Below are 18,388 nucleotides of genomic sequence, written 5' to 3'. Positions count from 1 at the left end.
GTGGCAGATGGCAGTTTCTTTAAATGATATCAAAAATAAAATTGCATCGACAAAGAATACCAGTCAAATTACAAATGCTATGCAGATGGTATCTGCTGCCAAACTTGGGAAGTCTGAGCAAGCTGCCAGGGACTTCCAAATTTACGCATCTAAGGTTCGTAAACTATTGACCGACCTCTTACATGGACACGAGGCTGAAAATGCTAAGTACCATCCATTTTTAAAGAGTCGTCCGGTCAAAAAGTCTGCTTATATTGTCATCACTTCTGACCGTGGACTCGTGGGGGGCTACAACGCCTCTATCCTCAAGTCTGTCATGGAATTGAAGGAAGAATACCATCCAACAGGTGAGGATTTTGAAGTCATCTGTATTGGAAGTATTGGGGCAGATTTCTTTAGAGCAAGAGGCATCCAGCCGGTTTATGAACTACGTGGTCTAGCTGATCAACCAAGCTTTGATGAAGTGCGGAAGATCATCACCAAAACAGTCCAAATGTATCAAAATGAATTGTTTGATGAATTGTATGTCTGTTATAATCACCACGTCAATAGTTTGACCAGTCAATTGCGGGTAGAGCAAATGCTTCCGATCATTGACTTGGACCCCAATGAAGCAGATGCAGATTATATCTTGAATCTGGAGTTGGAATCAGACCGCGATGCGATTTTGGATCAATTGCTTCCACAGTTTGCGGAAAGTATGATTTATGGAGCCATCATTGATGCCAAAACAGCTGAAAATGCTGCCGGTATGATGGCCATGCAAACCGCAACAGACAATGCCAAGAAGGTAATTGATGAATTGACCATTCAATACAACCGTGCTCGTCAAGCAACCATTACGCAAGAAATTACGGAAATTGTTGCAGGAGCGAGTGCGCTTGAGTAGTTGATTCGATGCACATTTTAACAATACAAACATAAGCTTGATGGTGTGTATTCACAAGCTTAGAAACTTAATAGAATAGGAGAATGACATGAGTTTAGGCAAAATTTCTCAGGTTGTAGGCCCTGTCGTTGACGTAGCTTTTGCTGCGGGCGATAAACTCCCTGAGATTAATAATGCGCTTGTAGTCTATAAAAATGACCAACAAAAATCAAAAGTCGTTCTTGAAGTAGCTCTTGAACTTGGGGATGGTGTCGTTCGGACCATTGCCATGGAATCAACAGATGGCTTGACTCGTGGGATGGAAGTATTGGACACTGGTCGTCCAATCTCTGTGCCTGTTGGAAAAGAAACTCTTGGACGGGTCTTCAACGTCTTGGGAGATACCATTGACTTGGAAGAAGCATTTCCAGAAGATGCCCCTCGTGAATCCATTCATAAAAAAGCTCCATCCTTTGATGAGCTTTCTACTTCAGAAGAAATTCTTGAAACAGGGATCAAGGTCATTGACCTCCTTGCCCCTTATTTGAAAGGTGGAAAGGTCGGCCTCTTCGGTGGTGCCGGAGTTGGGAAGACCGTCTTGATTCAAGAATTGATCCACAACATTGCCCAAGAGCACGGTGGGATCTCTGTCTTTACCGGAGTTGGAGAACGGACCCGTGAAGGGAATGACCTTTACTGGGAAATGAAAGAATCTGGCGTTATCGAAAAAACAGCCATGGTCTTTGGACAAATGAACGAACCACCAGGAGCGCGGATGCGTGTAGCTTTGACTGGTTTGACCATTGCGGAATACTTCCGTGATGTCGAAGGTCAGGACGTTCTCTTGTTCATCGACAATATCTTCCGTTTCACCCAAGCCGGTTCAGAAGTATCAGCCCTTTTGGGACGGATGCCTTCAGCCGTTGGTTACCAACCTACCTTGGCAACTGAAATGGGACAATTGCAAGAACGGATTACCTCAACCAAGAAAGGTTCTGTTACATCGATCCAGGCCATCTATGTGCCAGCCGATGACTATACCGACCCTGCCCCAGCAACGGCCTTCGCCCATTTGGACTCAACCACCAACTTGGAGCGTAAATTGGTTCAATTGGGGATCTACCCTGCCGTGGACCCATTGGCATCTAGCTCCCGTGCCCTTTCTCCAGATATTGTCGGAGAAGAGCACTATGCAGTGGCTTCTGAGGTCAAACGCGTCCTTCAACGCTACCACGAATTGCAAGATATCATTGCTATCTTGGGGATGGATGAATTGTCTGATGATGAAAAGACCTTGGTAGCTCGTGCCCGTCGTATTCAATTCTTCTTGTCTCAAAACTTTAACGTGGCGGAACAATTCACTGGTCAACCTGGTTCTTATGTACCGGTTGCAGAAACTGTACGTGGCTTTAAGGAAATTTTGGATGGGAAACACGACCACTTGCCTGAGGACGCCTTCCGTGGTGTCGGTTCGATCGAAGATGTGATTGCAAAAGCTGAAAAAATGGGATTCTAAGAAGAGGTGAAAGATGAGTCAAATGAACGTCCAAATCGTTACACCGGATGGACTGGTTTATGATCATCATGCCGCATTTGTATCTGTCAAGACAATTGATGGTGAATTAGGGATTTTACCTCGTCATATCAATACCATTGCGGTTTTGGCTGTAGACCAAGTCAAGGTCCGTCGGGTCGATGACGAAAAACACATTGATTGGATCGCCGTGAATGGTGGGATTATCGAAGTAGTAGATAATGTCATTACCATCGTAGCGGATTCGGCGGAACGCGCTCGAGACATTGATATTAGCCGGGCTGAGCGTGCAAAAATGCGTGCTGAAAAAGCCCTTGAAGAAGCCAAGGACCAACATTCTGTTGATATGGAACGTCGTGCCAAGATTGCCCTTCAACGCGCTATTAACCGGATTAATGTCGGAAATCGATTATAAATATAAAAAGAAGTTGATTGGATCGACTTCTTTTTTTCGCATCTTAAGAATATGAAAGGAAACTTTGTCTTATGGTATAATAGAGGTATGATTCAAATGATTTTTACTTTTTGCAGTCACTTATTGTTTATTTCCTTTGCCTACCACCTTCTTTCAACGGTGGTTCAGTGGGAGCGTTTTTTAAAGGTAACTGCCGAAACAGCTGTGAAAATTCGGCTGCTTATTTTATTGATCAGCATTAGTTTAGGCTATTTAACTAGTAGCTTCTTTATCAGTATTTACGAATTCAGTCGGCAACTATTTAACGGGAACTTTTAGCTTCTTTTTTGATGAATTTATGGTATGATAGTAGTCGTGACTGAATGAAATGGAGTAATAACGAGTATGGATAAAATTATTGTAAATGGTGGTCAAAATCGCCTAGTTGGAACTGTGAAGATCGAAGGAGCAAAGAATGCAGTCCTTCCTCTTTTAGCAGCAACTGTTTTGGCCAGTGAAGGAACAACAACTTTGACCAATGTTCCTGTTTTATCTGATGTCTTTACAATGAACAATGTCGTTCGTGGCTTGAACACACAAGTTACGTTTGATGAAGAAACTAATACAGTAGTCGTTGATGCGACGCAACCATTAACAGAAGAAGCACCTTACAAATATGTCAGTAAGATGCGAGCTTCGATCGTCGTTCTAGGTCCTGTCTTGGCTCGGAATGGTCATGCCAAAGTTTCCATGCCAGGTGGCTGTACCATTGGAAGTCGTCCTATTGATCTCCACCTTAAAGGTCTGGAAGCCATGGGAGCGAAAATCACCCAAACGGCTGGTTACATTGAAGCAAAAGCAGATCGTCTTCGAGGAGCTCATATCTACATGGATTTCCCATCCGTAGGTGCGACGCAAAATATCATGATGGCAGCAACCTTAGCAGATGGAACAACGGTTATTGAGAACGCGGCCCGCGAACCTGAAATCGTGGACTTGGCCTCTCTTTTGAATAAGATGGGTGCTAAGGTACGTGGAGCAGGTACAGAAACCTTGACAATTGTTGGGATAGATCGTTTGCATGGAGCGGTTCACAATGTCGTTCAAGACCGAATTGAGGCAGGAACCTTCATGGTTGGTGCAGCTATGACAGGTGGAGACGTTTTAATCGAGGATGCGATTTGGGAACACAACCGCCCTCTTCTTTCTAAGATGCAAGAAATGGGCGTTGAGGTAACGGAAGAAGAGAATGGTATTCGCATTCGCTCAGATGTTTCTAAATTGAAACCAGTGACGGTAAAAACTTTACCTTATCCAGGCTTCCCTACAGATATGCAGGCTCAATTTACTGCTTTGATGGCCATGGCTTCTGGTGAATCGACCATGATTGAAACGGTATTTGAAAATCGTTTCCAACATTTGGAAGAGATGCGTCGGATGGGCTTACATTCAGATATTATGAGAGATACAGCTCGTATCCAAGGTGGAGCTAGCTTACAAGGGGCTGAAGTAATGTCGACAGACTTGCGTGCTAGTGCAACCTTGATTTTAATGGGGCTTGTGGCTGAGGGAGAAACCAAAGTGAGCAAGTTAACCCACCTCGACCGTGGATATTTTAAATTCCATGAGAAATTGGTGGCTCTTGGAGCAGATGTACGTCGTGTGAAGGAAGATGATGATGAAAACTAAATTAAAAGCAATCGGAAAACAATTGGGGATCGTCCTATTGGTTCTTACTATCTTAGCGATTGTTTTCGCTCTTGGCTTGGTCATTGGATATGGTGTCATTGGCAATGGAAAGGATCCTTGGTCCATTCTCTCGCCAGATACCTGGAAGGAAATCCTTCAGAAATTTTCAGGTAAGTAACTATTTATCAAAAAGAGGAGCTTGAGATCGTGATCCCAGGCTCTTTCCCATTCAGTAGAAACAGAGGAAACCAGTGTGGCAAACAATCAAAAGAAACCACTTAAAATGAAAAAATCAGGACAAACCCTACTGGGCTTGGTGGTGGCAGCAGCCCTCTCCATCGGTGGCTATTACTTTAGTCAACCTCAGCCAGTCGCTAGTCACTCTCAGGTTCAAACGGTTGTTACTTCGAGTCAAGAAGCAACACCGAGTAAGGAACTAGCGGAGAGTGTTCTGACAGATAGTGTTCGAGCTAAACTAGGAAAGAACATTCAATGGAACGAAGCGGGCGCTTTTATCATTAATCAAAACAAAACCAATCTGGATGCGGATGTTGCTAGTCTCCCTTATGCAGATACTAAGACAAAGACTGTAAAAGGACGAGAGATTCCAACAGTTGCCAATGCTTTGATGACCAAGGCGACTCGTCAATACCAAAAAAGGGAACAGACGGATGTAGATTGGGCTCCCGCTGGCTGGCACCAAGTAACCAATTTAGCTGGGGAATATGACCATGCGGTTGATCGGGGTCATCTTCTCGGCTATGCCTTGATTGGCAACTTAGATGGGTTTGATGCCTCGATGACGAATCCTAAAAATATTGCGGTTCAAACAGCTTGGGCCAACCAAGCGCGTGACAGTTTTTCAACAGGACAAAATTACTATGAAACCCTTGTTCGGAAGGCCTTAGATAAAAATAAGCGGGTCCGTTATCGGGTGACTCTCTTCTATGCTTCAGATGAAGATTTGGTACCAGTTGGCAGTCAAATTGAAGCAAAATCGAGTGATGGCAGTCTAGAGTTTAACGTTTTTGTTCCAAATGTCCAGAGTGGGATTAGTTTGGATTATCGTACTGGAAAAGTAACAGTGCATCGCTAAGCTGCGTATAAAAGAAGAAGCAGGATGAAAAGGATTCGGTTGGCTTTGCTGTCAACTGGATCTTTTTCCTTTCATGACGTCACCCTTTAGCTTATTTTAAGAAAACTGAGGTAAAATAACCTCTTCTAGACCTAAACAAAGGTCTTCCTAAGGAAAGGAGGAACTTGTGAGAACCATTATAGCCATGATTCGTTTTCTAATACGGGTTATTTGGAGTCTTGTTTGGGGCTTGTTTTGGACTATCGCCCTTAGTTTTGCTTTGCTGGTTGCTACTTTATTCTTTAGTGGCAAAACCGGTAGCGGAATTGATGGGGTCAGTCGCGCAGCCCAAACGGTTGTCACCCAGGTAGATGCATACTTTCATCGAGACGGCCCTCTACTGGGTCAGGGAAGTCCATCTACTCAAGAGGACTTAGCAACAGATGGCCATACCTCTACAGGAGCAAGATGGGATCAGGCAAGTGCAAAAGTTTATCTAGATCCTGAAATGGATGAGACCTTTACCCGTGCCTATGAGGAAGCTCTTGAGTCTTGGAATCAGACAGGAGCCTTCACTTTCCAACTCGTCACCAGTGAAGAAGAGGCCGATATCCTCTTGACAGAGATGGATGATAGCACGGTTTCTGCAGCAGGTGAGGCTGAATCTCAGACCAATGTTTTAACCAATCGTTTCAAACGGGTGACCGTTCGTTTGAATCGCTATTACCTACTTAATAAGCAGTTCAATTATTCCCATCAGCGAATTGTAAACACAGCTGAGCATGAACTAGGCCATGCGATCGGTTTGGACCATACTGAGGAAGAGTCCGTCATGCAGGCAGCTGGTTCCTTTTATAGCATCCAAGAGAGGGATATTGAGGCTGTTCGGCAACTATACAAGGAGTAAGAATGATCAAACGTATACTGTATATTATTCGAAGCTTTCCAGAACAAGTGGCACTCTTTGTGTTTAACTCTGGAATCTTTCTATGGCTATCCCAAAAAGGGCAAGCAATTTCCCATGAATTAGGCATTCAACAGGCTTGGGAAAACTATGCTCCTGAGGGAGTCCGTCAATTTTTCGGGGACAATAAGAAAGCCGTCCAAGCTTTCTTCTCCCATTCGGCCATCACTTGGCTGATTGGCTCCATGATGATCCTGCTTGTGATTCGCTTTGTAAAGGGAGTCATCAAATGGGGCTTGCTTTTGCTGGTGATTGGCATCGGGCTTTTCCTCGCCTATCAGTACAGCCAAATGGCTTCCAATATCTCAGCTATTTAAAAAGTTAGGACAGGTCAAGCGCATCTAGCGTTTGGCCTTTTCTTCAATTGTCAATTTGTCAAAAGTAAGGTAAAATGAAACTATGATTATTTTACAAGCCAACAAAATTGAACGCTCTTTTGCAGGGGAGGTTCTTTTTGATAATATCAGCCTGCAAGTGGATGAACGGGACCGGATTGCCCTGGTCGGAAAGAACGGAGCCGGTAAGTCAACACTCTTAAAAATCTTGGTGGGAGAAGAAGAGCCGACTTCAGGGGAAATCAATAAAAAGCGGGATCTTTCTCTCTCCTATCTGGCTCAGGATAGTCGCTTTGAGTCGTCCAATACTATCTACGATGAGATGCTCCATGTCTTTGACGACCTCCGTAAAACGGAGAAAACTTTGCGGCAGATGGAGCTTGAGATGGGGGAAAAAACTGGGGCTGACTTGGAAAAACTCATGCAGGATTATGACCGTCTATCGGAAGAATTCCGTCAGGCAGGTGGTTTTACCTATGAGGCAGATATCCGCGCGATTTTAAACGGCTTCAAGTTTGATGAGTCCATGTGGCAGATGAAGATTGAAGAGCTGTCTGGTGGGCAAAATACCCGTCTCGCTCTGGCCAAGATGCTCTTGGAAAAACCGAATCTCTTGGTACTGGACGAGCCGACCAACCACTTGGATATTGAGACCATTGCCTGGTTGGAAAACTACCTGGTCAATTATAGTGGGGCCCTTCTCATTGTCAGTCACGACCGCTATTTCCTAGATAAGGTCGCAACCATTACTTTGGATTTGACCAAGCATTCTTTGGACCGCTATGTCGGCAATTACTCTAGCTTTGTCGAGCAAAAAGAGCAAAAATTGTTGACCGAAGCCAAGAACTACGAGAAGCAACAAAAAGAAATTGCGGCGCTGGAAGACTTTGTTAATCGCAATTTGGTGCGGGCGTCGACCACCAAACGGGCCCAGTCTCGTCGCAAGCAATTGGAAAAAATGGAGCGCCTAGACAAGCCCGAAGCTGGGACCAAGTCTGCCCATATGACCTTCCATTCTGATAAGGCCTCTGGCAATGTCGTTTTGACAGTAGAAGAGGCAGCTGTCGGCTATGATGATCAAATCCTGTCCGAGCCGATCAATCTGGATATCCGTAAGATGAATGCGGTCGCTATTGTAGGACCAAATGGGATCGGGAAATCTACTCTTATCAAGTCTATTGTCGGGCAGATTCCTTTCATCAAGGGGGAAGCTCGTTTTGGGGCCAATGTCGAGGTGGGCTACTATGACCAGACCCAAAGTAAACTAACCCCTCACAATAGTGTCTTGGATGAGATCTGGAATGACTTTAAACTGACACCAGAAGTAGAAATTCGCAATCGCCTAGGAGCCTTCCTTTTCTCAGGGGACGATGTCAAGAAAACCGTCGGCATGCTGTCGGGTGGAGAGCGGGCCCGCTTGCTTCTAGCTAAGCTGTCCATGGAGAATAACAATTTCTTGATTCTCGATGAGCCGACCAACCACTTGGATATCGATAGCAAGGAAGTGCTGGAAAATGCCTTGATTGATTTTGACGGGACCTTGCTCTTTGTCAGCCACGACCGTTACTTTATCAATCGGGTGGCTACACAAGTCTTGGAACTCTCAGAAGAGGGCTCGACCCTTTATTTGGGAGACTATGATTATTATCTGGAGAAAAAAGCAGAGTTAGAGGCCCTTGCTGCAGCGCAAGTAGAAGCTATGCCTGTTTCTTCTACGGAGGAAGTCACCAGCAATGACTATCACCTGCAAAAGCAAAATCAGAAGGAACTCCGGAAAATCACCCGTCGCATTGAGCAATTGGAAGCGGAGATGGAAGAGATTGATCAAAAAATCCAAGCCATCACCGAAACCATGCATAGCACCAATGATGCAGAAGACTTGGTACAACTCCAGAGTGACCTGGACCAATTAACTGTCCAGCAGGAAGCGGTCATGGAAGAATGGGCAGAACTGTCAGAGCAGGTGGAATAGATAGAAGATCTTGGAAAAGTTTTTCGTGAATTTCGAATCAGTAAAAATTATTCATTGAAAGAAGCTGCAGGCCACCAATGAAACCGGCGAACTCATTGAGAGCCAGTAGCAATTGGACCAGCTGACTGCCACCTAAGAAGAAGCCATGCTAGAATGGGAAGAATTAGCGGAGAAAGTGTAGTTTTCTAATTTGCCTAAGGAGAACATTATGACGACTGAAAATGATTGGTTTATGAAGCAGATTAAAGGTGTAGCCGATATAATTGGTACAACTTTGCGCCTACAGATTCAGAATTTAGATTTGGGGCAGTACGAGGATGAGGAAGGAAAACTCATCAACGGGAATCACTATCTTCAGCAAGTTTTAGAAGAGCAACGCTTTGCAGAGGCCATTTCTTTTGTTGAAGAGCAGATGAAACGCCTACCTCTTCATCAGTATGATCTATTGGTTGATTGGCTGATTTCTTACTTAAGACAATTAGATGTTTCCGTTAAAGAAGAACATGGATTCTACGAAGGATACTTGCAAGAGTTAGAAAGGTACTTAAAGGAATTTAAGTGGTAATCAAATGGAAGATTTAGGCAAAGTTTTTCGTGAATTTCGAATCAGTAAAAATTATTCATTGAAAGAAGCTGCAGGAGAAGCCTGCTCGACCTCTCAATTATCCCGTTTTGAATTGGGGGAGTCGGATCTGACTGCGTCGCGCTTCTTTGAAATATTAGACAATATCCATGTGACGATTGAGAATTTTATGGATAAGGCTAGGAATTTTCAACACCATGAGCATGTCGCCTTGATGGCTCAGATTATTCCGCTTTACTATGCAAATGATATTGCTGGTTTTCAAAGGCTTCAAGGAGAACAACTTGAAAAGGCTAAAGGTTCGATCAATCCCCTATATTTTGAATTGAACTGGATCTTGTTACAAGGGCTGATTTGCCAGAGAGATGTCAGCTACACCATGAAGCAGAGTGATCTGGACAAGGTGGCGGACTATCTCTTTCAGACAGAAGAGTGGACCATGTATGAATTGATCCTCTTTGGCAATCTCTACAGCTTTTATGATGTGGACTATGTCACACGGCTTGGGAGAGAAGTGATGGAGCGTGAAGATTTCTACAAGGAAATTGGTCGCCATCGAAAACTAGTCTTGATTCTAGCCCTCAATTGTTACCAGCATTGTTTAGAACACCGTTCTTTTGAAAGTGCTAGTTATTTTGAGGCCAATGTGGAAAAGATTATCGGCAAGAGTATCAAACTCTACGAGCGCAATGTCTTTCATTACCTCAAGGGATTTGCTCTCTATCAGAAGGGGCTAGAGAAAGAAGGGAGTCAGCAAATGCAAGAGGCTATGCATATTTTTGATGTGCTAGGTCTTCCAGAGCAGGTAGCTTACTATCAAGAACACTTTGATAAATTTGTAATAGATGAATGTTCTAAATAGGAGAGAGATAAAGGAGATTTTATGAACCGACATGCGGTCCAATTAATTAGTCGTGGAGCGATTACCAAAATTGGAAATATGCTCTATGATTATGGGAATAGTGTCTGGCTGGCCTCGATGGGGACTATAGGAAAGACGGTATTAGGGATCTATCAGATTTCTGAGTTAGTGACAGGGATTCTCGTGAATCCATTTGGAGGCGTGATCTCAGACCGTTTTTCCCGTCGCAAGATTTTGATGACGACCGACTTGGTGTGTGGTCTCCTGTGTTTGGCGATTTCTTTTATCAGAAATGATCGTTGGATGATTGCGGCTTTGATTGTTGCTAATATTGTTCAGGCCATTGCCTTTGGTTTTTCTCGACCTGCCAATAAAGCCATTATTACAGAAGTTGTGGAGAAAGAAGAGATTGTAACCTATAATGCGCACTTGGAGCTGGTCTTACAAGTTGTTAGTGTCAGTTCTCCCGTGTTTTCTTTCCTAGTTCTACAATTTGCCAGTCTCCATGCGACCCTCTTACTAGATGCGCTGACCTTTTTCATTGCCTTTGTCCTAGTGGCTTTCCTTCCGAAAGAAGAAGCTAAGGTTCAAGAGAGGAAACAGTTTACCGGGAAAGATATTTTTTCGGATATGAAAGATGGACTAAACTATATCTGGCATCAGAAAGACATTTCTTTCTCTTGTTGGTGGCTTCCGGCGTTAATTTCTTTTTTGCGGCTTTTGAGTTTTTACTTCCATTTTCCAATAGACTCTACGGGGGCAAGGGGGCTTATGCGACCATCTTAACATTGGGAGCTATTGGATCTATTCTAGGAGCACTTGTTGCCAATAAAATTACATCAAGTATGAAAATTCTCCTGTTTTTACTGATCATGGCAGGTGTAGGAGTGTTCATGATGGGCTTGCCTCTTCCGACTTATCTTTCCTTTTCGGGAAATCTGGTCTGTGAATTTTTTGTGACCATTTTCGACATCCACGTTTTTACTCAAGTGCAAACCAAGGTGGAAGATGATTATCTGGGGAGAGTCTTGAGTACGATTTATACTTTGGCTGTTCTCTTTATGCCCATCGCCAAAGGTTTGATGACTTGGTTGCCAAGTGTCCGAGTAGAATCCTTTCTCCTGATTGGAGCTGGAGTTATTCTCTTTTCACTCTTGGCTCAACTAGTAGCTAAGCAGCTTCAATCAAAAGAACAGTAGGGATCCTTTGATAAATTCGTAAAACACTAATTTTCCCAAATAGGGGATAAAATGAAAACCTCTTTCATGAACTGATACAATAGTTTCAGAAAATGAAGGAGGTTTTTTTATGAATCGACATGCAGTCCAATTAATTGCTCGTGGGGCGATCAATAGAATGGGAAATATGCTCTATGATTATGGGAACAGTGTCTGGCTGGCCTCAATGGGGACTATAGGAAAGACAGTGTTGGGGATTTATCAGATTTCTGAACTCGTCACCTCTATTTTAGTCAATCCCTTTGGTGGCGTGATCTCAGACCGTTTTTCCCGTCGCAAGATTTTGATGACAACCGACTTGGTTTGTGGTCTCCTTTGTTTAGCGATTTCCTTTATCAGGAACGATCGTTGGATGATTGCAGCCTTGATTGTTGCCAATATTGTCCAGGCCATTGCCTTTGCATTTTCTCGTACGGCCAACAAAGCCATTATCACTGAAGTCGTAGAGAAGGATGAGATTGTGACCTATAATGCACGCTTGGAGTTGGTCTTACAGGTTGTCGGTGTTAGTTCACCTTTGTTTTCTTTCCTTGTTCTACAATTTGCCAGTCTCCACGCGACTCTCTTACTGGATGCGCTGACCTTTTTCATCGCCTTTGTCCTAGTGGCATTCCTTCCGAAAGAAGAAGCCAAAGTTCAAGAAAAGAAACGGTTCACAGGAAAAGATATTTTTTCGGATATCAAGGATGGATTGCACTATATCTGGCATCAGAAAGAAATTCTCTTTCTCCTCTTGGTGGCTTCTAGTGTCAATTTCTTCTTTGCAGCTTTTGAGTTTTTACTTCCATTTTCCAATCGACTCTACGGAGTCAAGGGTGCTTATGCGACCATCTTAACGTTGGGAGCTATTGGTTCCATCATCGGAGCCTTGATCGCTAATAAATTTAAATCAAGTATGGAGATGCTTCTCTTCTTATTGATTTTAACAGGAGTGGGAGTGTTCATGATGGGCTTGCCTCTTCCTCACCTTCTTTCCTTTTCTGGAAATTTAGTCTGTGAACTCTTTATGACGATTTTTAATATCCACTTTTTTACCCAAGTGCAAACAAAGGTGGAAGGAGACTATCTGGGCAGGGTCTTAAGCACGATTTTTACCCTAGCCATTCTCTTTATGCCCATCGCAAAAGGCTTGATGACCTGGTTACCAAGTGTCCGAGTAGAATCCTTTCTCCTGATTGGAGCTGGCGTTATTCTCTTTTCACTCTTAGCTCAAGTAGTCGCCAAGCACCTACAAGCAAAAAATCATTAGAACAACATGAAAAAAGCACCGATTGGTGCTTTTTAGTTTTCGATTTGTTTGATTTTTTCTTCTTTATCACCTGACATCTTTTGTCCTAGTTGTTTTTTCGCAGTTTTTAACTCATGTTTTAATGAGAAATTTTTTGGAAGGCTGACTAAGAAAGTCACCAGCGAACCAAGAAGGACACAAACCAGAATCAAAATGATGAGCGGGAGTTTAAATTGGACCAGCAAAAAGTTTACAGTCACCGTTTGCATATTGGCCAAGGAAATAATCGCAATAAGCAAGACTGCAATCAGTAGTGCAACATATTGTAGTTTTCGTTTATTCATTTTGTCTCCCTATTCTTCTATTTCAGCTTTGCTTTTCACATCAGCGTATTCTTCTGCTTTTTCAAGGCTTAAGATATCATTGTAAGTCGCTAAGACGATGTCTTGTCCATATTTTTTCTTTAGAGCTGTTGTCACCAAGCGATAGGCCAAATTGGCGTTGCGAGACAAGATAGGGCCGTGGAAGTAGCTACCAAAGACGTTTTTGTAATGAACGCCTTCGCAACCATCTTCTTTATTGTTCCCATTTCCGTAGACGACCTTGCCCAGCGGTTTTTCATCCTCTGCCAAGAAGGTCCGACCTTGGTGGTTCTCAAAACCATAGTAGGTTTCATTGAACTCTTCATTATGGATCTTGATGTCTCCAATATAGCGATTGTTGACTTGGTTGAGGGTATAGTGCCCCATAATACCAAGTCCCTCAATGCGTTTACCAGAAGCTTCAATATAGTACTGGCCTAGAAGCTGAAATCCACCACAGATAGCAAGGACCACCCCATCGTTATGAATGAAGCGTTCGATGTCTTCTTTTTTATCTGGTAGATCTTCTGATACAATGGTCTGTTCGTAGTCTTGGCCTCCACCGAAAAAGGCAATATCGTAGACTTCTGGATCAAAGCGGTCTTTGAGAGAAACGATATCCACAGTGACATGAGCACCAAGTTTCTCCGCAACGTACTTGAGCATGAGGATATTTCCATTGTCCCCATAAGTATTCATCAGATTCCCATAAAGATGGGCAATTCTCAATTCATATTGGTAGTTTTCCTGATCAGGGGATTGTAGTGAAGTATACGTCATTAATTCATCTCCTTTTCAATCAGGTGTTCTTGAGCTAGCAATTCACGGAATTCTAGCATGGCCGTATAGGTGGCTAAAATATAGGCGTGAGGAGTAGCCTGTCCTTTAATCTGGGTAAAGACATCCTCTAATTTTGCATTTTCAGTAATCTGGTCAGACGGATAGCCTGTAACCCGAAGTCGTCGAGCAATTTCTGAGTGGCGTACCCCACCGGCGTTGATTTCTGGAATGTCCATCTGGGTGATTTGCTCAAAGTCGGCATCCCAGATCCAGCTGGTATCAATCCCATCTGCATAGTTGGCGTTGAGAAGAACGGACAAACTGAAGGGATACGGCGCTAGTTTGATCATTTCAATAGCCTGAGTAGCTCCAACCGGGTTTTTGATCAGGATTAGGGTACATTCTTTATCCCCAATCTTAAAGGTTTCCTGACGACCAAAGACAGCCTTACTCTTATCGAAACCACGCTTAATGACGTCTGGGCTTACATCAAAATAATGGGCCACCGCAACTGCAGCAAGGGCGTTGTAAATATTGTATAGGCCCCCAATATTAATGTGGTAGTTTGTACCGTTGATCTTAAAGTGAGAAGAAGTATTGGTCAGCTCGGTCAATTCATCGACAGCGACTGTTAAAGGAGGACGGTGGAAGCCACAGCTTTCACAAATGTAATCTCCCAGATTGGCATAGGTATTCAAGTGGTAGGTCAAGATTCTATGACATTCTGGGCAGACGATACCTTCTGTATTGTAATGAGCTAGCTGTGGAGCAGTTTTTTCCGTCTCAAAGCCAAAATATTGAACGGGATTTGGTAGGGGAAGGGTATGGAAAAGAGGACTATCCCCATTCATCAAAACAGTTGCTTGAGGCGCTTTTTTAATCCCATCTAAAATCATCCGATAAGTTGTGTAGATTTCTCCGTAGCGGTCCATTTGATCGCGGAAGATATTGGTGATCACAAACAAGGTCGGTGTGATGTAGTCACAAATCCGAGACAGACTGGCTTCATCAATTTCAAGAACAGCGATCGGACGACCAGAAGAACCTTTTGCGTTCAAGAAAGTAGTCGTAATCCCTGAAATCATATTGGCACCACTAGGATTGGTCACGATAGGTCCGAAAGCCTCCTGAAGAATCCCAACAGTGAGAGCTGTTGTTAGTGTTTTCCCATTCGTACCAGTGATAACCACAATTTCGTAGTTCTGGCCCAGATGTTGTAAAATGTCTTTATCAATTTGAAGGGCGATTTTTCCGGGAAGGGTAGAGCCACGTCCAAGCATACGCAAGAGGTGACTGCTCATTTTTCCGGCGATAAGCCCCATACTAGTCTTAATCTTCATAATTCATATTTTATCACAAAAAGCAACAGAAGGTTACAGAAAAATCTGTTGAAACATGATATAATGATGTGGAGTGGTTTGAACGCGCTATCCATTTTCTAGAAGCTCTGCTGTTGCCAGTAAGTATCTACAATGGTTAGTCGCGCGAAAAGCCTAGAAGAGAAGTGGTAGGTATGAGATTGTGAACATCCAACAACTGTCAAATCCCCAGTATTGGGCTAGTTTATTTCCCACTCCCTGGAGTGTGGTTGTCAACCTTATTGACATTGCCCTAGTGGCTTGGTTACTGTATTATTTTATCAAAGCCATTGTCGGCACTAAAATTATGATTTTGGTGCGTGGTGTTTTGACCTTTTTCTTATTTGAGTTAGTTGCCAATATGATTGGCTTGACGACCATTTCTTGGTTGATTAACCAAATCATCACATACGGGGTCATTGCTGCGGTAGTGATTTTCTCTCCGGAAATTCGGACGGGATTAGAACGATTAGGTCGAGCCACTGAATTTTTCTCAACCAATCAAATTAGTACTGAAGAAAAATTGGTTCAATCTTATGTAAAAGCGGTTGCTTATATGAGCCCTCGGAAGATTGGTGCCTTGGTTGCGATTCAAGGAAGTAGAACCCTTCAAGAATATATTTCTACTGGTATTCCCCTTGATGCAGATGTTTCGGGTGAACTTCTGATTAATATTTTTATCCCCAACACCCCGCTTCACGATGGGGCAGTGATTGTCACCAATGATAAAATTGCTGTATCTTGTGCCTATCTCCCCTTAACAGAAAGTACTGGGATTTCAAAAGAGTTCGGTACACGGCACCGGGCAGCCATCGGCTTATCCGAGGTAAGTGATGCCTTCACCTTTGTTATTTCGGAAGAAACAGGTGGTATCTCTATAACGAGAAATGGAAGTTTTAGACACGACCTCAGTATCGAAGAATTCGAACAAGAGTTGCGTTCTTTCATTATTCCAGAAGATCAAGGAAAAAAAGATTTGAAATCAAGAATTTTTGGAGGACGTATCAAATGATTCCAAAAAGAAAAATTGTCTATATCGTGACCTCCGTCTTTTTCTCAAGTCTCTTATTCATCAATGCAACCTCTGTTAATTTCCAGAATAACAGTAGTGCCCGTCAAGTGAGTTCTGAAACTTACACCAATACTCTTACCAATATTCCGATTGATGTAAAATACAACGATAGTAAATATTTTGTCAGTGGGATTAGTTCAGAAGTGACAGTCTTTCTGAAAGGATCTAACCGTGTTGCCTTAGCATCAGAGATGCAGGCTAGTACTCGTAAATTTAAAGTGGTTGCTGATTTAAGTGATCTGAAAGAAGGCCAGCATGAAATCACATTAAATATTGAAGGCTTACCTTCTGGTTTAACAGCAACCATCGAGCCTCAGAGGGTAACTGCAAAAATTGGTAAGAAGATGACGAAAAAGTTTGATGTTTCCGTCACTATACCTGATAAACAGATTGCTCCAGGGTGGAGTCTCTCACATGTTACTTTCTCTGAAGATGAAGTATCTGTGACAAGTGACCAAGATACTTTAGCTAAAATTGATCATGTGGAAGCCATCTTCCCTGAAGGAGATCTCTTGAACAATACCTACACTGCAACCGTATCAATGAAGGCAGTAGATAGTGAAGGGAATGATTTACCAGTCATTATCTCTCCATCAGAACTCTACATGAAGGTTGAGTTGAAACAAACAAGTTCCAGCTCTTCATCGACCAGTTCTTCATCACATAATAGCAATTAATATAGATTCATCGAAAGGAATATCATAATGGGTAAATATTTTGGAACGGACGGAGTCCGTGGAGAAGCAAACGTCGAATTGACGCCAGAGTTGGCCTTTAAGCTCGGTCGATACGGAGGTTATGTCCTCAGTCAACATGAAAAAGAAACTCCACTTGTTTTCGTAGGACGAGATACACGTATTTCTGGTGAAATGTTAGAAAGTGCTCTCGTAGCAGGTCTCCTATCTGTAGGGATTAAAGTTTATAAACTCGGTGTCATCGCGACACCAGGTGTAGCTTATTTGGTTCGTTCTGAAGGGGCAAGTGCTGGGGTCATGATTTCTGCCAGTCATAATCCAGCTCTAGACAATGGAATCAAATTTTTTGGGAATGACGGCTATAAACTGGATGATGACCGTGAATTAGAGATAGAAGCCTTATTGGATGCGGAGTCTGATACTCTCCCTCGTCCAAGTGCGGAAGGTCTTGGAACCGTGATGGATTATCCAGAAGGACTTCGTAAGTATCAAGAATACTTAGTTTCAACTGGAACCCAGCTGGAAGGAATGCACGTAGCTCTTGATGCTGCGAATGGTTCCGCATCTACAAGTGCCCGTCAAGTCTTTGCTGACCTAGGAGCACGTTTGACAGTTATTGGCGAAAGCCCAAATGGTCTCAATATCAATGACCAAGTAGGTTCAACCCATCCTGAGGCTTTGCAAGAGGCTGTCCGAGAATCTGGTGCGGCTATTGGTTTGGCTTTTGATGGTGATAGTGATCGTTTGATTGCAGTTGATGAAAATGGGGAACTAGTGGATGGTGATAAAATCATGTACATCATTGGGACTTATCTTTCTGATAAGGGCCTCTTAAAAGATAACACCATCGTAACGACCGTCATGTCTAATCTAGGTTTCCATAAGGCTTTGGATGCCAAGGGGATTAACAAGGTTGTGACTGCTGTTGGAGACCGCTATGTGGTCGAAGAGATGAGGAAGTCTGGTTACAATCTAGGTGGTGAACAGTCTGGTCACGTGATTGTCATGGACTACAATACCACTGGAGATGGTCAGATGAGTGCCGTTCAATTGACCAAGATTATGCAAGAAACTGGTCGTACATTATCAGACCTTGCATCAGAAGTTACCATCTATCCTCAAAAATTGGTCAATATCCGTGTTGAAAATAGCATGAAAGATAAGGCGATGGAAGTACCTGCTATTCGCGCGATTATTGAAAAGATGGAAGCTGAAATGGCTGGGAATGGTCGTATCCTAGTCCGTCCAAGTGGTACAGAACCTCTTCTCCGTGTCATGGCAGAAGCACCAACCCATGAAGAAGTAGACTACTATGTGGATACCATTGCTGCAGTAGTCAAAGATAAAATTGGTCTTGAAGTTTAAATAATAGAAGTAAA

At 43.1% G+C, this 18,388-nt stretch carries 21 protein-coding genes; 18 read left to right on the top strand and 3 right to left on the bottom strand.

What is annotated here, in order from left to right; translation table 11 throughout:
• Nucleotides 1-7 precede the first annotated feature (7 nt).
• The 15 genes from AC3E6G_RS05430 (at nucleotide 8) to AC3E6G_RS05360 (ending at nucleotide 12,763) form a co-directional block, all read left to right on the top strand.
• Complete coding sequence (locus tag AC3E6G_RS05430) at nucleotides 8-889, top strand: F0F1 ATP synthase subunit gamma (protein ID WP_238656162.1); 882 nt, start codon at nucleotides 8-10, stop codon at nucleotides 887-889.
• An 88-nt stretch (nucleotides 890-977) separates the two neighbouring features.
• Nucleotides 978-2,384, top strand: coding sequence for a F0F1 ATP synthase subunit beta (atpD, locus tag AC3E6G_RS05425; RefSeq protein ID WP_135782010.1), 1,407 nt, complete (start codon nucleotides 978-980; stop codon nucleotides 2,382-2,384).
• A 13-nt stretch (nucleotides 2,385-2,397) separates the two neighbouring features.
• Nucleotides 2,398-2,817 (top strand): F0F1 ATP synthase subunit epsilon, encoded by a 420-nt coding sequence (locus AC3E6G_RS05420; protein WP_129822217.1) that lies wholly within the window; start codon nucleotides 2,398-2,400, stop codon nucleotides 2,815-2,817.
• An 87-nt stretch (nucleotides 2,818-2,904) separates the two neighbouring features.
• Nucleotides 2,905-3,135, top strand: a complete 231-nt coding sequence (locus AC3E6G_RS05415; protein WP_061563783.1) for a DUF1146 family protein — start codon at nucleotides 2,905-2,907, stop codon at nucleotides 3,133-3,135.
• Nucleotides 3,136-3,201: 66 nt separating this feature from the next.
• Entirely contained in the window at nucleotides 3,202-4,485 is a 1,284-nt protein-coding gene (gene murA / locus AC3E6G_RS05410; RefSeq protein ID WP_490700607.1) for a UDP-N-acetylglucosamine 1-carboxyvinyltransferase, read from the top strand.
• The gene (locus AC3E6G_RS05405; RefSeq protein ID WP_006596916.1) at nucleotides 4,475-4,663 is read left to right on the top strand and encodes a DNA-directed RNA polymerase subunit beta; all 189 of its coding nucleotides are present in this window, start codon (nucleotides 4,475-4,477) and stop codon (nucleotides 4,661-4,663) included. Before murA ends, AC3E6G_RS05405 begins: the two co-directional genes overlap by 11 nt.
• 105 nt (nucleotides 4,664-4,768) lie before the next feature.
• Nucleotides 4,769-5,581 carry a DNA/RNA non-specific endonuclease gene (locus tag AC3E6G_RS05400; protein ID WP_414281480.1) on the top strand — a complete coding sequence of 271 codons (813 nt, stop codon included), beginning with the start codon at nucleotides 4,769-4,771 and terminating at the stop codon, nucleotides 5,579-5,581.
• 166 nt (nucleotides 5,582-5,747) lie between these two features.
• On the top strand, nucleotides 5,748-6,467 hold the full coding sequence (locus AC3E6G_RS05395; protein ID WP_490700606.1) for a matrixin family metalloprotease: 720 nt from the start codon (nucleotides 5,748-5,750) through the stop codon (nucleotides 6,465-6,467).
• A 2-nt stretch (nucleotides 6,468-6,469) separates the two neighbouring features.
• Nucleotides 6,470-6,841 carry a hypothetical protein gene (locus tag AC3E6G_RS05390; RefSeq protein ID WP_490700605.1) on the top strand — a complete coding sequence of 124 codons (372 nt, stop codon included), beginning with the start codon at nucleotides 6,470-6,472 and terminating at the stop codon, nucleotides 6,839-6,841.
• 82 nt (nucleotides 6,842-6,923) lie between these two features.
• Complete coding sequence (locus AC3E6G_RS05385; RefSeq protein ID WP_490700604.1) at nucleotides 6,924-8,831, top strand: ABC-F family ATP-binding cassette domain-containing protein; 1,908 nt, start codon at nucleotides 6,924-6,926, stop codon at nucleotides 8,829-8,831.
• A 208-nt stretch (nucleotides 8,832-9,039) separates the two neighbouring features.
• Nucleotides 9,040-9,396 (top strand): hypothetical protein, encoded by a 357-nt coding sequence (locus AC3E6G_RS05380; protein ID WP_048689327.1) that lies wholly within the window; start codon nucleotides 9,040-9,042, stop codon nucleotides 9,394-9,396.
• A 4-nt stretch (nucleotides 9,397-9,400) separates the two neighbouring features.
• Entirely contained in the window at nucleotides 9,401-10,276 is an 876-nt protein-coding gene (locus AC3E6G_RS05375) for an XRE/MutR family transcriptional regulator (RefSeq protein ID WP_048689332.1), read from the top strand.
• A gap of 21 nt (nucleotides 10,277-10,297) precedes the next feature.
• Nucleotides 10,298-11,062, top strand: a complete 765-nt coding sequence (locus AC3E6G_RS05370; protein ID WP_082161855.1) for an MFS transporter — start codon at nucleotides 10,298-10,300, stop codon at nucleotides 11,060-11,062.
• A gap of 107 nt (nucleotides 11,063-11,169) precedes the next feature.
• Nucleotides 11,170-11,475 (top strand): MFS transporter, encoded by a 306-nt coding sequence (locus AC3E6G_RS05365; protein ID WP_246040084.1) that lies wholly within the window; start codon nucleotides 11,170-11,172, stop codon nucleotides 11,473-11,475.
• Nucleotides 11,476-11,584: 109 nt separating this feature from the next.
• Nucleotides 11,585-12,763, top strand: coding sequence for an MFS transporter (locus AC3E6G_RS05360; RefSeq protein WP_048689336.1), 1,179 nt, complete (start codon nucleotides 11,585-11,587; stop codon nucleotides 12,761-12,763).
• Nucleotides 12,764-12,795: 32 nt separating this feature from the next.
• On the opposite strand, the gene AC3E6G_RS05355 is transcribed toward AC3E6G_RS05360, so the two are convergent.
• Genes AC3E6G_RS05355 through murT form a run of 3 tightly spaced genes read right to left on the bottom strand, consistent with a single transcriptional unit; the run spans nucleotide 12,796 to nucleotide 15,224 of the window.
• On the bottom strand, nucleotides 12,796-13,086 hold the full coding sequence (locus tag AC3E6G_RS05355; RefSeq protein WP_048689338.1) for a LapA family protein: 291 nt from the start codon (nucleotides 13,084-13,086) through the stop codon (nucleotides 12,796-12,798).
• Between the two features lie 9 nt (nucleotides 13,087-13,095).
• Nucleotides 13,096-13,884, bottom strand: a complete 789-nt coding sequence (gene gatD / locus AC3E6G_RS05350; RefSeq protein WP_048689341.1) for a lipid II isoglutaminyl synthase subunit GatD — start codon at nucleotides 13,882-13,884, stop codon at nucleotides 13,096-13,098.
• The gene (gene murT, locus AC3E6G_RS05345; protein WP_048689344.1) at nucleotides 13,884-15,224 is read right to left on the bottom strand and encodes a lipid II isoglutaminyl synthase subunit MurT; all 1,341 of its coding nucleotides are present in this window, start codon (nucleotides 15,222-15,224) and stop codon (nucleotides 13,884-13,886) included. Before murT ends, gatD begins: the two co-directional genes overlap by 1 nt.
• A 181-nt stretch (nucleotides 15,225-15,405) precedes the next feature.
• Between murT and cdaA the strand changes: the two genes are divergently transcribed.
• From cdaA to glmM, 3 genes are read left to right on the top strand one after another with little or no spacing between them, the layout of a single operon-like run.
• Nucleotides 15,406-16,254 carry a diadenylate cyclase CdaA gene (gene cdaA / locus AC3E6G_RS05340; RefSeq protein WP_048689347.1) on the top strand — a complete coding sequence of 283 codons (849 nt, stop codon included), beginning with the start codon at nucleotides 15,406-15,408 and terminating at the stop codon, nucleotides 16,252-16,254.
• On the top strand, nucleotides 16,251-16,991 hold the full coding sequence (locus AC3E6G_RS05335; RefSeq protein ID WP_048689349.1) for a CdaR family protein: 741 nt from the start codon (nucleotides 16,251-16,253) through the stop codon (nucleotides 16,989-16,991). The genes cdaA and AC3E6G_RS05335 overlap by 4 nt, the downstream gene beginning before the upstream one ends.
• Before the next feature lie 27 nt (nucleotides 16,992-17,018).
• Nucleotides 17,019-18,374, top strand: coding sequence for a phosphoglucosamine mutase (glmM, locus tag AC3E6G_RS05330; RefSeq protein WP_490700603.1), 1,356 nt, complete (start codon nucleotides 17,019-17,021; stop codon nucleotides 18,372-18,374).
• Nucleotides 18,375-18,388: the final 14 nt, after the last annotated feature.

The organism is Streptococcus sp. SCPM-O-B-23252 (M501) (genome assembly GCF_058200355.1).
This window is presented reverse-complemented; position numbering and strand designations above follow the sequence as displayed.

Bases quoted from the DNA above. Each gene is read 5' to 3' on its own strand.
- AC3E6G_RS05430 (WP_238656162.1), top strand. From the start codon at position 8: ATGGCAGTTTCTTTAAATGATATCAAAAATAAAATTGCATCGACAAAG.
- atpD (WP_135782010.1), top strand. From the start codon at position 978: ATGAGTTTAGGCAAAATTTCTCAGGTTGTAGGCCCTGTCGTTGACGTA.
- AC3E6G_RS05420 (WP_129822217.1), top strand. From the start codon at position 2,398: ATGAGTCAAATGAACGTCCAAATCGTTACACCGGATGGACTGGTTTAT.
- AC3E6G_RS05415 (WP_061563783.1), top strand. From the start codon at position 2,905: ATGATTCAAATGATTTTTACTTTTTGCAGTCACTTATTGTTTATTTCC.
- murA (WP_490700607.1), top strand. From the start codon at position 3,202: ATGGATAAAATTATTGTAAATGGTGGTCAAAATCGCCTAGTTGGAACT.
- AC3E6G_RS05405 (WP_006596916.1), top strand. From the start codon at position 4,475: ATGAAAACTAAATTAAAAGCAATCGGAAAACAATTGGGGATCGTCCTA.
- AC3E6G_RS05400 (WP_414281480.1), top strand. From the start codon at position 4,769: ATGAAAAAATCAGGACAAACCCTACTGGGCTTGGTGGTGGCAGCAGCC.
- AC3E6G_RS05390 (WP_490700605.1), top strand. From the start codon at position 6,470: ATGATCAAACGTATACTGTATATTATTCGAAGCTTTCCAGAACAAGTG.
- AC3E6G_RS05385 (WP_490700604.1), top strand. From the start codon at position 6,924: ATGATTATTTTACAAGCCAACAAAATTGAACGCTCTTTTGCAGGGGAG.
- AC3E6G_RS05380 (WP_048689327.1), top strand. From the start codon at position 9,040: ATGACGACTGAAAATGATTGGTTTATGAAGCAGATTAAAGGTGTAGCC.
- AC3E6G_RS05375 (WP_048689332.1), top strand. From the start codon at position 9,401: ATGGAAGATTTAGGCAAAGTTTTTCGTGAATTTCGAATCAGTAAAAAT.
- AC3E6G_RS05370 (WP_082161855.1), top strand. From the start codon at position 10,298: ATGAACCGACATGCGGTCCAATTAATTAGTCGTGGAGCGATTACCAAA.
- AC3E6G_RS05365 (WP_246040084.1), top strand. From the start codon at position 11,170: ATGATGGGCTTGCCTCTTCCGACTTATCTTTCCTTTTCGGGAAATCTG.
- AC3E6G_RS05360 (WP_048689336.1), top strand. From the start codon at position 11,585: ATGAATCGACATGCAGTCCAATTAATTGCTCGTGGGGCGATCAATAGA.
- AC3E6G_RS05355 (WP_048689338.1), bottom strand. From the start codon at position 13,086: ATGAATAAACGAAAACTACAATATGTTGCACTACTGATTGCAGTCTTG.
- gatD (WP_048689341.1), bottom strand. From the start codon at position 13,884: ATGACGTATACTTCACTACAATCCCCTGATCAGGAAAACTACCAATAT.
- murT (WP_048689344.1), bottom strand. From the start codon at position 15,224: ATGAAGATTAAGACTAGTATGGGGCTTATCGCCGGAAAAATGAGCAGT.
- AC3E6G_RS05335 (WP_048689349.1), top strand. From the start codon at position 16,251: ATGATTCCAAAAAGAAAAATTGTCTATATCGTGACCTCCGTCTTTTTC.
- glmM (WP_490700603.1), top strand. From the start codon at position 17,019: ATGGGTAAATATTTTGGAACGGACGGAGTCCGTGGAGAAGCAAACGTC.